The sequence below is a fragment of the Acidovorax sp. GW101-3H11 genome (genome assembly GCF_001633105.1).
GTDB lineage: Bacteria > Pseudomonadota > Gammaproteobacteria > Burkholderiales > Burkholderiaceae_C > Acidovorax.
In genome coordinates this window covers 30007-43232 of sequence record NZ_LUKZ01000002.1, presented here as the reverse complement: position 1 = coordinate 43232, position 13226 = coordinate 30007, and the positions used below count along the sequence as shown (strand labels likewise).

The following is a 13226-nucleotide window of genomic DNA, read 5'->3' as shown; positions in this document are numbered from 1 at the left end:
GCGGCGGCCGCGCTACAGCGCGCGCGCCGCCTTGAAGCCAAAGACCCAGGCCAGCAGGCTGGCCGGGAACTGCGCAATGGCCGCGTTGTAGTGCTGCACCGCATCGTTGAACACCTGGATGGCCTGGGTGTTCTGCTGCTGGTGCTCATCCCAGCGGATCTGCCAGATCGACAGGGCCGTGACGGCGGGCTCCACCGCTGCCTCCGGCGCGGGATCCGCGTCTGGCGCCCCGGTGGCGGGTTGCACCACGCCCACAGCGCCCAGCCAGGTGGCCAGCAACACATCGCGCGCTGCCGCCAGGGCCGCCACGGCTTCGGGCTGCAGCGGGCGCGCGCGCGCCACGGCCAGCGAGGCACTCAGCTGGGTGGTGGCCCCTTGCAAAGCCGCCACCTCCTGCTCGCCCGCACCGGCCAGCAGGCGCCCCCGCTGCACGGCGATGGCGGCATCAAACTCGCCCAGCAGCGCCACCAGGCGCACCATGTGGGCGTCGAAGCTGCCAAACGACTGCACCACCGCCGAACGCAGCCGCATCAGGCGGTTGTAGGCCCCGAGGGCCCAGAACAGGAGGACGGCAAAGGCGATCCAGAAAAGGGGCGACGACCACAACATGCGCAGTTGCTGGTGGCGCGGGTTGCACGCGCTCCAGCCCGGGAAAAGGGGTGAGAAAAAGAGAAAGAACCAGGGTGTTCCGGCGTTCCATGAAAAACGCCCCCGGCCTGCCAGGGGACAGGGCGGGAGCGTTTCAGTGACAGCCGGAAGGCTTAGTCGGCCGCTGCGTCGGTTGCGGTGACGCTGCTGCCGTCGGCCTCGGAGGCGTCGGACTGGGCAGCCATTTCAGCCGCTTCGGCTTCGGCGATGGCGCGGCGCTCGGCGTCGTCCATGGCGTCCTTGGCCTTGCGTGCCTGGTGGTAGGCCATGCCGGTACCGGCAGGGATCAGGCGGCCCACGATCACGTTTTCCTTCAGGCCACGCAGCTCGTCGCGCTTGCCCATGATGGCAGCCTCGGTGAGCACGCGGGTCGTTTCCTGGAAGGAAGCGGCCGAGATGAACGAGTCGGTGGACAGCGATGCCTTCGTGATACCCAGCAGCAGGTTGCTGTAGGTAGCGGCGATCTTGCCTTCGGAGTGCAGCGCATCGTTGGTGTTGAGGATCTCGGAACGCTCGACCTGTTCACCAGCGATGTAGTTCGACTCGCCGACGTTCTCGACCACGACGCGGCGCAGCATCTGGCGAACGATCACCTCGATGTGCTTGTCGTTGATCTTCACGCCTTGCAAGCGGTACACGTCCTGCACTTCATCGACGATGTAGCGCGAAAGTTCCTCGATGCCGAGCAAACGCAGGATGTCTTGTGGGTCGGCCGGGCCGTCCACAATCGATTCGCCCTTGTTCACCACCTGGCCTTCGTGCACCAGGATGTTCTTTTCCTTGGGCACGAGTTCTTCGAACACGCGGCCTTCGGGGTCGGTGATCTGCAGGCGGACCTTGCCCTTGGTTTCCTTGCCGAACGACACGGTACCGGTCATTTCGGCCAGCGTGCCCTTGTCCTTCGGCGTACGGGCTTCGAACAGCTCGGCCACGCGGGGCAGACCGCCGGTAATGTCGCGGGTCTTCTGGCCTTCGACCGGGATACGGGCCAGCACTTCGCCGGGGCCCACGTCCTGGCCATCGCGCACCTGGATCAGCGCGCCGACCTGGAAGCCGATGGTCACCGAGTGGTCGGTGCCAGGGATCTTCACTTCGTTGCCTTGGGCATCGATCAGCTTCACCTGGGGACGCACGACCTTGGCAGCGCCACGGCGCTTGGGGTCGATCACCACCAGCGTGGACAGGCCGGTCACTTCATCGACCTGCTTGGCAACGGTGAGGCCTTCTTCGACGTTTTCGAACTTGGTCTGACCGGCGAACTCGGTGATGATGGGGCGCGTCAGCGGATCCCAGTTGGCGAGGATGGTGCCAGCCTTGATGGTCTGGTCGGCCTTCACCGTCAGCGTCGCGCCGTAAGGCACCTTGTGGCGTTCGCGTTCGCGGCCATGCTCGTCCTGGATGATGATTTCACCCGAACGTGCAATCACCACCAGCTCGCCCTTGGTGTTGCTCACGTAGCGCATCGTGGCGTTGAAGCCGATCACGCCGTTGGACTTGGCTTCCACGCTCGATGCGATGGCAGCACGCGAAGCGGCACCACCGATGTGGAACGTACGCATGGTCAGCTGCGTGCCGGGTTCACCGATGGACTGGGCAGCGATCACACCCACGGCTTCGCCGAGGTTGATCAGGCCGCCACGGCCCAGATCGCGGCCATAGCATCGGGCGCACAGGCCGTAGCGGGTTTCGCAGGTCAGCGCAGTGCGCACCTTCACCTCGTCCACACCAGCGGCTTCGAGTTCCTCGATGAGGTCTTCTTCCAGCATCACGCCAGCAGGCACCAGCACCGAGCGGTTTTCGGGGTGCAGCACGTCTTCGGCAGCAGTGCGGCCCAGGATACGGTCGCGCAGCGATTCGATCACTTCACCGCCTTCCACGATGGCGCGCATCAGCGAACCATTGGAAGTGCCGCAATCCTCTTCGGTCACGACCAGGTCCTGCGTCACGTCCACCAGACGGCGCGTCAGGTAGCCGGAGTTGGCGGTCTTCAGCGCCGTATCGGCCAGACCCTTACGGGCACCGTGGGTGGAGATGAAGTACTCCAGCACGTTCAGACCTTCGCGGAAGTTCGCGGTGATAGGCGTCTCGATGATCGAGCCGTCAGGCTTAGCCATCAGACCCCGCATACCGGCCACCTGGCGGATCTGCGCTGCAGAGCCCCGGGCACCCGAGTCGGCCATCATGTAGATGGAGTTGAAGGACTCCTGGTCCACTTCCTTGCCGTGGCGGTCGATGACCTTCTGCTTGGACAGCTGGGCCATCATCACCTTGGACACTTCGTCGCCGGCCTTGCCCCAGATGTCCACCACCTTGTTGTAGCGCTCGCCAGAGGTGACCAGACCGGACACGTACTGCTGTTCGATCTCTTTGACTTCCTTCTCGGAGCGCTCGATGATGCCGGCTTTTTGCGGCGGCACCAGCATGTCGTCGATGGCGATGGAGATACCGGCGCGCGTGGCCAGACGGAAGCCGTTTTGCAGCAGCTTGTCGGCGAACACCACCGTTTCCTTCAGACCGCACTTGCGGAAGGACACGTTGATCAGACGCGAGATTTCCTTCTTCTTGAGCGCCTTGTTCATGTTGGAGAACGGCAGGCCCTTGGGCAGGATCTCGGACAGCAGCGCGCGGCCTACGGTGGTTTCCACCAGCGAGGTCGATGGTTCGAATTCGCCGGTTTCCTTGTTCTTGCTCCACTCGGTCATGCGCACCGTGATCTTGGCGGCCAGCTCGACCTGGCCAGCGTCCAGAGCACGCTGCACTTCACCGGTGTCAGCGAACACCAGGCCTTCACCCTTGCCGTTGATGCGGTCGCGGGTGGCGTAGTACAGACCCAGCACCACGTCCTGCGAAGGCACGATGGAGGGTTCGCCCGATGCGGGGAACAGCACGTTGTTGGAGGCCAGCATCAGCGTGCGAGCTTCCATCTGCGCTTCCACCGACAGGGGAACGTGAACAGCCATCTGGTCACCGTCGAAGTCGGCGTTGAAGGCCGCGCAAACGAGGGGGTGCAGCTGGATGGCCTTGCCTTCAATCAGGATGGGCTCAAAGGCCTGGATGCCCAAACGGTGCAGCGTAGGCGCACGGTTCAGCATCACGGGGTGCTCTTTGATCACCTCTTCCAGGATGTCCCACACCACGGGGGTGCCGGATTCGACTTCCTTCTTGGCGGCCTTGATCGTCGTCGCGATGCCCATGGCTTCGAGGCGCGAGAAGATGAAAGGCTTGAACAGCTCCAGCGCCATCAGCTTGGGCAGACCGCACTGGTGCAGCTTGAGCGTCGGGCCCACGGTAATCACGGAACGACCGGAGTAGTCCACGCGCTTGCCCAGCAAGTTCTGGCGGAAGCGACCGCTCTTACCCTTGATCATGTCGGCCAGCGACTTCAGGGCACGCTTGTTGGCGCCCGTCATGGCCTTGCCACGGCGGCCGTTGTCCAGCAGCGAGTCCACGGCTTCCTGCAGCATCCGCTTTTCGTTGCGGGCGATGATTTCAGGGGCCTTCAGCTCCAGCAGGCGGCGCAGACGCGAGTTGCGGTTGATGACGCGGCGGTACAGGTCGTTCAGGTCGGAGGTCGCAAAGCGGCCGCCGTCCAGCGGCACCAGCGGACGCAGGTCCGGTGGCAGCACGGGCAGCACTTCCAGCACCATCCACTCAGGCTTGATGCCCGACTTCTTGAAGGCTTCCAGCACCTTCAGGCGCTTGGCGTTCTTCTTGACCTTGACTTCGGAGCCGGTCAGGTCACCGCGCAGGCGTTCGATCGACAGGTCGATGTCGATGGATTCCAGCAGGTCCTTGATGCCTTCAGCGCCCATCTTGGCGATGAATTCGTCGCCGTATTCCTTGCGCTTGGCGTCGTAGTCGTCCTCGGACATGATGCTGAACTTCTTCAGCGGCGTCATGCCGGGGTCGGTCACCACGTAGGCTTCAAAGTACAGCACGCGTTCGATGTCGCGCAGCGTCATGTCGAGCACCAGGCCCAGACGCGATGGCAGCGACTTCAGGAACCAGATGTGGGCGCAGGGCGCGGCCAGATCGATGTGACCCATGCGCTCGCGGCGCACCTTGGTCTGCGTGACTTCAACGCCGCACTTCTCGCAGATCACACCACGGTGCTTGAGGCGCTTGTACTTGCCGCACAGGCACTCGTAGTCCTTGATGGGGCCGAAGATCTTGGCGCAGAACAGGCCGTCGCGCTCGGGCTTGAACGTGCGGTAGTTGATGGTCTCGGGCTTCTTCACTTCGCCGAAAGACCACGAACGGATCTTCTCGGGCGAAGCCATGCCGATGCGGATGGCATCGAAATGCTCGTCCGGCGTGAATTGCTTGAACAGGTCGAGTAGCGATTTCATAGTGACTCTTTCCTTTTCTGCTTAGGAGCGTTCCAGCTCGATGTCCAGGCCCAGCGAACGGATTTCCTTGACCAGCACGTTGAACGATTCCGGCATGCCGGCTTCGATGGCGTGTTCGCCCTTGACGATGGATTCGTACACCTTGGTACGGCCCACCACGTCGTCGGACTTCACGGTCAGCATTTCCTGCAGCACATAGGCGGCGCCGTAAGCTTCCAGCGCCCACACTTCCATTTCCCCGAAACGCTGGCCACCGAACTGGGCCTTGCCGCCCAGCGGCTGCTGCGTGACGAGCGAGTAAGGGCCGGTCGAACGGGCGTGCATCTTGTCGTCCACCAAGTGGTGCAGCTTCAGGTAGTGCATGTAGCCGATGGTCGTCGGGCGCTCAAAGCGCTCGCCCGTGCGGCCGTCGAACAGGTACGCCTGGGTGCGCGTGGACGTGAGGCCCTTGCGCTCGGCGATGTCGTCCGGGTAGGCGATCTTCAGCATGTCCTTGATTTCTTCTTCCGAAGCACCATCGAACACGGGGGTGGCGTAAGGCACACCGCTCGTCAGGTTTTCCGCCATGGCCATCAGGTCGTCGTCGCTCAGTTGCGACAGGTCTTCCTTGCGGCCGCGCGAGTTGTAGACCTCTTCCAGGAACGTGCGCAGCTCAGCCGCCTTGGCCTGTTCGCGCAGCATGTCGCCAATGCGTTGGCCAATGCCCTTGCCGGCCCAGCCCAGGTGGACTTCCAGCACCTGGCCGATGTTCATCCGCGAGGGCACGCCCAGCGGGTTCAGAACGATGTCGGCAGGGGTGCCGTCGGCCATGTAAGGCATGTCTTCGACCGGAACGATCTTGGAAACCACACCCTTGTTACCGTGGCGGCCGGCCATCTTGTCACCAGGCTGCAGGCGACGCTTGACGGCCAAGTACACCTTGACCATCTTGAGCACACCCGCTGGCAGCTCGTCGCCTTGCGTGAGCTTCTTGCGCTTTTCTTCGAAAGCCAGGTCAAAGCTGTGGCGCGTTTGCTCCAGCGCGTTCTTGATGGATTCGAGCTGGGTGGCGACTTCGTCTTCCGCAGGGCGGATGTCGAACCAGTGGAATTTCTCCACCGACGACAGGTACGCCTTGTCGAGCTTGGTGCCCTTGGACAGCTTTTGCGGGCCGCCATTGGCCACACGGCCGGTCAGCAGTTTTTCGATACGGTCGAAGGCGTCGGCCTCGACGATGCGCAGCTGGTCGTTCAGGTCCAGGCGGAAGCGCTTGAGTTCATCGTCGATGATCTGCTGGGCGCGCTTGTCGCGCTGGATGCCTTCGCGGGTGAACACTTGCACGTCGATCACGGTGCCCGACGAGCCCTGGTCCACGCGCAGCGAGGTGTCCTTCACGTCGGAAGCCTTCTCGCCGAAGATGGCGCGCAGCAGCTTCTCTTCGGGCGTGAGGGTGGTCTCGCCCTTGGGCGTGACCTTGCCCACCAGCGTGTCGCCGGGTTGCACTTCGGCGCCCACGTAGATGATGCCGGACTCGTCCAGGCGGTTCAGTTGCTGCTCCGACAGGTTCGGAATGTCGCGCGTGATTTCTTCGGCGCCCAGCTTCGTGTCGCGGGCCATGACCACCAGTTCCTCGATGTGGATCGAGGTGTAGCGGTCTTCGGCCACCACGCGTTCGGAGATCAGGATCGAGTCTTCGAAGTTGTAGCCGTTCCAGGGCATGAACGCGATCAGCATGTTCTGGCCAATGGCGATTTCGCCAAAGTCCGTCGATGCGCCGTCGGCCACCACGTCACCCTTGACCAGCTTGTCGCCCTTTTGGACGATGGGGCGCTGGTGGATGTTGGTGTTCTGGTTAGAACGCTGGTACTTGATGAGGTTGTAGATGTCCACACCCACTTCACCGGCCACAGCTTCGTCGTCGTTCACGCGCACCACGATGCGGGTGGCGTCCACGTAGTCCACGATACCGCCACGGTTGGCGGTGACCACAGTGCCCGAGTCCACAGCGGCCACGCGCTCGATGCCCGTGCCCACCAGGGGCTTCTCAGGACGCAGCACAGGCACAGCCTGGCGCGACATGTTGGCGCCCATCAGCGCGCGGTTCGCATCGTCGTGCTCCAGGAACGGGACCAGCGAGGCAGCCACCGACACGATCTGTGCGGGCGACACGTCCATGTACTGCACGCGGTCTGCGCCGCACAGGATGGATTCACCCTTTTCACGGGCAGAGACCAGCTCACCCGTCAGGCGCCCATCCTTGTCCAGGGTGGCGTTGGCCTGCGCGATCACGTACTTGCCTTCTTCGATGGCAGACAGGTAGTCGATCTCGTTCGTCACCTTGCCATCGGCCACGCGGCGGTACGGCGTTTCGATGAAGCCGTACTCGTTCAAGCGGGCGTACAGGGCCAGGGAGTTGATCAGGCCGATGTTCGGGCCTTCAGGCGTTTCGATAGGGCAGACGCGGCCGTAGTGGGTCACGTGCACGTCGCGCACTTCGAAGCCTGCACGTTCGCGGGTCAGACCGCCTGGGCCCAGGGCCGACACGCGGCGCTTGTGCGTGATTTCGGCGAGCGGGTTGGTCTGGTCCATGAACTGCGACAGCTGCGACGCGCCGAAGAATTCCTTCAGGGCGGCCGAGATCGGCTTGCTGTTGATCAGGTCGTGGGGCATGAGCGGCTCTTGCTCGGCCTGGCCCAGACGTTCCTTCACGGCCTTTTCGATACGTGCCAAGCCAGTGCGGTACTGGTTTTCGGCCAGTTCGCCCACGCAGCGCACGCGGCGGTTGCCCAGGTGATCGATGTCATCGACTTCGCCATTGCCGTTGCGCAGATCCACCAGGATCTTGACCACGGCCAGAATGTCTTCGTTGGACAACACCATGGGGCCGGTGGATTCGTCGCGGCCGATCTTGGCGTTGAACTTCATGCGGCCCACGCGCGACAGGTCGTACGTGTCGGGGTTGTAGAACAGCCGCTGGAACAGGGCCTGCACGGCGTCTTCGGTCGGTGGCTCGCCGGGGCGCATCATGCGGTAGATGGCCACGCGGGCAGCGAACTCGTCCACCGTTTCGTCGATGCGCAGGGTCTGCGACATGTACGCGCCCTGGTCGAGTTCGTTGGTGTAGATGCACTGCACATCCTGCACACCGGCGCTGCGCAACTTCTTGAGCAGCGCTTCGGTCAGCTCGTCATTCGCCTTGGCGATGATTTCGCCAGTGTCGGCATCCACAATGTTGCGTGCCACCACACGGCCGATCAGGAAGTCTTCGGGCACGCTGATGTGCGTGGTGCCGGACTGCTCCAGTTCGCGGGTGTGGCGGGCCGTGACGCGCTTGTCCTTGGCCACAACGACCTTGCCGGACTTGTCGGTGATGTCGAAACGGGCCACTTCGCCACGCAGGCGTTCGGAGACAAACTCCATCTGCGCGCCGCTGTCCATCAGGCGGAAGTTGTCGTTGACGAAGAAGTTCGCCAGGATGGACTCGGGGTTCAGGCCAATGGCCTTGAGCAAGATCGTGACCGGCATCTTGCGGCGACGGTCCACGCGGAAATACAGGATGTCCTTGGGGTCGAATTCGAAGTCGAGCCACGAACCACGGTACGGGATGATCCGCGCCGAAAACAGCAGCTTGCCCGAGCTGTGCGTCTTGCCCTTGTCGTGTTCGAAGAACACGCCGGGCGAGCGGTGCAGCTGCGAGACGATCACACGCTCGGTGCCGTTGATGATGAAAGAGCCCTTGTCGGTCATCAGGGGCACTTCGCCCATGTAGACCTCTTGCTCCTTCACTTCCTTGACCACCTTGGACTGCGACGTCGAAGACTCGCGGTCATAGATGATCAGCTGGACCTTGGCACGCACGGCCGAGGCGAAGGTCAGACCACGGGTCTGGCACTCACGCACGTCGAACGCGGGCTTGGCCAGGTTGTATTCGATGAACTTCATCTCCACAAAACCGTTGTGGGAGACGATAGGGAAGGCAGCGTCGAATGCAGCCTGAAGGCCTTCGATGGTTCTTTTCTGGGGTGCTTTATCAGCCTGCAGGAAAGCGGTGTAGGCATCCTTCTGCATCTGCAGCAGATAAGGAACTTCGAGCACGCTATCGCGGGTGCCGAAACTTTTGCGAATTCGCTTGCGTTCGGTGTAGGAATAGGCCATGAGATCTCCGGGCAAAGACATGAGTCCTGGGTCTTCGACGACTGACCCGCAAGGAGCGCTGTCTTTGCGGGCTTGGCGGTTGGCCACTACCAACCATGGCGGACGGTGATGCGTTGCACATCACCCGAACCAAGGCGTCTTCTGCTGTCGGGATTGACAGAAGACACTCGTAAACCCCAACAATGGGCGGGGCTTGCGGGTGCGCTCTGAAAGCACCAAAGGCTGGAGGCCCTTTGAGGAGCACTCCAGCCCTTGAGCGGGACCGAATTACTTGAGTTCGGCCTTGGCGCCAGCTTCCACCAGCTTCTTGACAGCAGCTTCGGCGTCAGCCTTGGCAATGCCTTCCTTGACGTTCTTGGGAGCGCCGTCCACCAGGTCCTTGGCTTCCTTGAGGCCCAGACCCGTGATTTCACGCACTGCCTTGATGACGGACACCTTGTTGGCGCCGGCTTCGGTTAGCACCACGTTGAATTCCGTCTTTTCTTCAGCAGCAGCAGCGCCAGCGCCACCACCAGCGGCAGCAGGAGCAGCCATGGCTGCAGCGCTCACGCCAAACTTCTCTTCAATGGCCTTCACCAGGTCATTGAGTTCCAGGACCGTCATGCTGTCCAGCGCGGTCAAAAATGCGTCTTTGTCGAATGCCATTTTGATTTCCTAACAATTTTGTTGGTTAACTGCCGAGCGTTCAAGCTGCGACAGGTTCGGCGGCCGGAGCGGCTGCGCCTTCGCCTTTTTTCGCCGCCAGTGCGCCCAGCACAACGGCCGTACGCGACATGGGGGACATAAGCAAGCCACAAATCTGCGCCAGCAGCACTTCCTTGGAAGGGATGTTGGCCAGTTGCTTAACGCCGTTGACGTCCAGGGCTTTACCACCGAAAGCGCCGCCACGAATCACCAGCTTGTCGTTGGTCTTCGAGAAATCGGCCACCACTTTCGCGGCTGCCACGGCGTCTTCGGAGAAGCCATAGATCAGGGGGCCGGTCATCTGGTCTGCCACCACGTCAAACTGGCTGCCAGCCACAGCACGGCGGGCCAGGGTGTTCTTCAGAACACTCAGGCTCACGCCCTTGCTGCGAGCTTCCACGCGCAGTTTGGTCATGTCGGCGACCGTGATGCCACGGTATTCCGCGATCACAAGCGTTTGAGCTTTAGCGGCGAGGCTGGTCACTTCACTGATGACCGCTTCTTTCTCACTGCGATTAAGACTCAAGGTCTACTCCTTAAATTGCACATTCGGGCTCTCACCCTCCTGCGCGCTCTTGTTGCAGCGACCAACTGTTTCGGAACGGATTCCATCTGCAGCGGGATCGCCATCTGCGTTGGCCCCAGAGGGATTAAGCACAAACAAGTTGCACACCAACGGTCTTGGATGGCCTGGAAGCACCTGCGACAGCACCCCCAGCCCACCACATCAGGCCTTTTGACAGGCCCGAAGATTTCTTATCGCAATTACGCTGCGATGGATTGCGTATCCACACGGACGCCAACGCCCATCGTGGAGGACACAGCAACCTTGCGCAGGTACAGACCCTTGCTGGTTGCGGGCTTGGCCTTGTTCAGGGCTTCGATCAGTGCAGCCAGATTGCCTTGCAGCTTTTCGTTGTCGAACGAACGGCGACCGATCGTGCTGTGCACGATACCGGCTTTGTCCACGCGGAACTGCACTTGACCTGCCTTGGCGTTCTTCACAGCCGTAGCGACGTCAGGCGTCACGGTGCCCACCTTGGGGTTAGGCATCAGGCCACGTGGGCCCAGGATCTGGCCCAGCGTACCCACAACGCGCATGGCGTCAGGAGCAGCGATCACCACGTCAAAAGGCATGTCACCAGCCTTGACCATGGCGGCCAGGTCGTCCATACCCACGATGTCGGCGCCAGCAGCCTTGGCTTCTTCAGCCTTGGCGCCTTGAGCGAACACGGCCACGCGGGTCGTCTTGCCAGTGCCGTTAGGCAGCACCACGGCGCCGCGAACCACCTGGTCGGACTTCTTGGCATCAATGCCAAGCTGAACGGCCACATCGATGGATTCGTCGAACTTGGCCGTAGCGGCTTCCTTCACGATCACAACTGCGTCGGCGAACGCGTACAGCTTGGTGCTGTCAACCTTGCCTTGCAGGGCTTTTTGCTTCTTGGTCAGCTTGGCCATCTTACAAACCCTCCACCGTCACGCCCATCGAGCGCGCAGAGCCAGCCAGCGTGCGCACAGCGGCGTCTACGTTGGCAGCGTTCATGTCCTTCATCTTGGTCTTGGCGATCTCTTCGAGCTGTTCGCGCGTGATCTTGCCAACCTTGATCTTCAGTGCGTTCGCAGAACCCTTTTCGAGCTTGATCGCCTTCTTGATCAGAGTCGTCGCAGGCGGCGTCTTGATGATGAAGGTAAAGCTCTTGTCTGCGAAGGCCGTGATGACCACGGGCAGTGGCAGACCGGGCTCGACACCTTGGGTCTGGGCATTGAATGCCTTGCAGAACTCCATGATGTTGAGGCCACGCTGGCCCAGTGCGGGACCGATTGGTGGGGATGGATTGGCCTTACCAGCTGGAACTTGCAGCTTGATAAAACCGACGATTTTCTTCGCCATGTTTTACTCCTTACGGGTCATAACGCCTGCGCTGCACCATGCAGCCACCGGCTCCCCGGGGTTAACGACTCACTTTCACGATGTCCGCACCGAGTCGAAAAGTGCAGCATCCATTTTTTTGAACACGAAAACCTGAAAAGCCAAGCCTCGGATCGAAAGGCTCAGGTCTTCTCGACCTGCCCAAATTCCAGCTCAACTGGCGTAGAGCGGCCAAAGATCATCACGGAGACACGCACGCGGCTCTTTTCGTAGTTGACTTCTTCGACGGAGCCATTGAAGTCCGTGAATGGGCCTTCCTTGACGCGGACCAGCTCACCGACCATGAATTCGATCTTATGGCGGGGCTTGTCGGTGCCTTCCTGCATCTGGCTGACGATCTTCTGCACTTCGTCTTCAGAGATCGGGGCGGGGCGATTCTTGGCGCCACCCACAAAACCCGTCACCTTGTTGGTGTGCTTCACCAAGTGCCAGGTGTCGTCATCCATCACCATTTCAACGAACACGTAGCCAGGGAACAAACGACGCTCTGTCGTCTTGCGCTGGCCGTTCTTCATTTCAACGACTTCTTCGGTCGGCACCAGAATGCGACCAAACTTGTCCTGCATCCCCGAGCGACTGATGCGCTCCTGGATGTTGCGTTCCACAGCCTTCTCCATGCCAGAGTAGGCGTGAACAATGTACCAACGCAGATCGGGATTTGCCGAAGCAGAAGCGCCTGCAGGAGCTTCCGCTCCAGTGATTTCCGCAGCGGTCGTCATGACTTTCTCCAGCCCAAAATCAAGTCGTACAAAACCCACTCCAGGGTCTTGTCAGTGAACCACAGGAACAGCGCCATGATCACCACAAAGGCGAACACATACGCAGTCATCTGCAGGGTTTCCTTGCGGGTCGGCCAGACGACCTTCTTGACTTCGCGCCATGCATCTTTTGCAAAAGCGACAAATTGACGGCCCGACTCCGACACCAGGAAAACACCCGCCGCCGCAACCAAGCCAACGATCAGCGCAGCCCATTGCACGAGCGCACCTTGTTTGCCCAGCAAATAAAAGCCCGCCACCGACGCAATGACCAAGGCCACCACCGCTGCGAGCTTGGCCTTGTCTGCGCCTGTATTGACAGTTTCAACCTGTGATGTGGCCATCTTTGAGTGTTTCCTGCTTCCGATTCACGGCATCACTTAAGACACCGAAGCCCGCCAGGGCCTGGCGGGCTTGTTGTGGGCCACTTTCAAGTGGCAGGGGCAGTAGGAATCGAACCTACAACCTTCGGTTTTGGAGACCGACGCTCTGCCAATTGAGCTATACCCCTGTATACCTTGCTAATTAAGCAATGACCTTGGCCACGACGCCAGCGCCCACCGTGCGGCCACCTTCGCGGATAGCGAAGCGCAGACCTTCTTCCATGGCGATGGGGTTGATCAGCTTCACAGTGATCGACACGTTGTCACCAGGCATGACCATTTCCTTGTCGGCTGGCAGCTCGATGGCGCCAGTCACGTCGGTCGTGCGGAAGTAGAA

At 61.2% G+C, this 13226-nt stretch carries 9 protein-coding genes, 1 tRNA gene and 1 pseudogene; all 11 read right to left on the bottom strand.

What is annotated here, in order from left to right; translation table 11 throughout:
- Nucleotides 1-12 precede the first annotated feature (12 nt).
- Nucleotides 13-609 carry a LemA family protein gene (locus A1D30_RS02380; protein WP_063459217.1) on the bottom strand — a complete coding sequence of 199 codons (597 nt, stop codon included), beginning with the start codon at nucleotides 607-609 and terminating at the stop codon, nucleotides 13-15.
- A 152-nt stretch (nucleotides 610-761) separates the two neighbouring features.
- Nucleotides 762-4997, bottom strand: a complete 4236-nt coding sequence (gene rpoC, locus A1D30_RS02375) for a DNA-directed RNA polymerase subunit beta' (protein WP_063459216.1) — start codon at nucleotides 4995-4997, stop codon at nucleotides 762-764.
- Between the two features lie 21 nt (nucleotides 4998-5018).
- Nucleotides 5019-9131, bottom strand: a complete 4113-nt coding sequence (rpoB, locus tag A1D30_RS02370; RefSeq protein WP_063459215.1) for a DNA-directed RNA polymerase subunit beta — start codon at nucleotides 9129-9131, stop codon at nucleotides 5019-5021.
- A 267-nt stretch (nucleotides 9132-9398) separates the two neighbouring features.
- Nucleotides 9399-9776 carry a 50S ribosomal protein L7/L12 gene (rplL, locus tag A1D30_RS02365; protein ID WP_008907085.1) on the bottom strand — a complete coding sequence of 126 codons (378 nt, stop codon included), beginning with the start codon at nucleotides 9774-9776 and terminating at the stop codon, nucleotides 9399-9401.
- A gap of 40 nt (nucleotides 9777-9816) precedes the next feature.
- A complete protein-coding gene (rplJ, locus tag A1D30_RS02360; RefSeq protein WP_063459214.1) occupies nucleotides 9817-10341 on the bottom strand; it encodes a 50S ribosomal protein L10 in 525 nt (174 codons plus the stop codon).
- Between the two features lie 239 nt (nucleotides 10342-10580).
- Entirely contained in the window at nucleotides 10581-11276 is a 696-nt protein-coding gene (rplA, locus tag A1D30_RS02355) for a 50S ribosomal protein L1 (protein WP_063459213.1), read from the bottom strand.
- A gap of 1 nt (nucleotide 11277) precedes the next feature.
- Nucleotides 11278-11709 (bottom strand): 50S ribosomal protein L11, encoded by a 432-nt coding sequence (rplK, locus tag A1D30_RS02350; RefSeq protein ID WP_063459212.1) that lies wholly within the window; start codon nucleotides 11707-11709, stop codon nucleotides 11278-11280.
- 161 nt (nucleotides 11710-11870) lie between these two features.
- Complete coding sequence (gene nusG, locus A1D30_RS02345) at nucleotides 11871-12467, bottom strand: transcription termination/antitermination protein NusG (RefSeq protein WP_063459211.1); 597 nt, start codon at nucleotides 12465-12467, stop codon at nucleotides 11871-11873.
- Nucleotides 12464-12850: a preprotein translocase subunit SecE gene (gene secE, locus A1D30_RS02340; protein WP_063459210.1), complete on the bottom strand. Its 387-nt coding sequence runs from the start codon at nucleotides 12848-12850 to the stop codon at nucleotides 12464-12466. Before secE ends, nusG begins: the two co-directional genes overlap by 4 nt.
- Before the next feature lie 91 nt (nucleotides 12851-12941).
- Nucleotides 12942-13017: transfer RNA gene (locus A1D30_RS02335), tRNA-Trp, on the bottom strand.
- A gap of 14 nt (nucleotides 13018-13031) precedes the next feature.
- Nucleotides 13032-13226 (bottom strand): annotated as a pseudogene (locus tag A1D30_RS02330) (elongation factor Tu); the annotation flags it as partial.

Coding starts and splice junctions, on each gene's coding strand:
- A1D30_RS02380 (WP_063459217.1), bottom strand. CDS start 609: ATGTTGTGGTCGTCGCCCCTTTTCTGGATCGCCTTTGCCGTCCTCCTG.
- rpoC (WP_063459216.1), bottom strand. CDS start 4,997: ATGAAATCGCTACTCGACCTGTTCAAGCAATTCACGCCGGACGAGCAT.
- rpoB (WP_063459215.1), bottom strand. CDS start 9,131: ATGGCCTATTCCTACACCGAACGCAAGCGAATTCGCAAAAGTTTCGGC.
- rplL (WP_008907085.1), bottom strand. CDS start 9,776: ATGGCATTCGACAAAGACGCATTTTTGACCGCGCTGGACAGCATGACG.
- rplA (WP_063459213.1), bottom strand. CDS start 11,276: ATGGCCAAGCTGACCAAGAAGCAAAAAGCCCTGCAAGGCAAGGTTGAC.
- rplK (WP_063459212.1), bottom strand. CDS start 11,709: ATGGCGAAGAAAATCGTCGGTTTTATCAAGCTGCAAGTTCCAGCTGGT.
- nusG (WP_063459211.1), bottom strand. CDS start 12,467: ATGACGACCGCTGCGGAAATCACTGGAGCGGAAGCTCCTGCAGGCGCT.
- secE (WP_063459210.1), bottom strand. CDS start 12,850: ATGGCCACATCACAGGTTGAAACTGTCAATACAGGCGCAGACAAGGCC.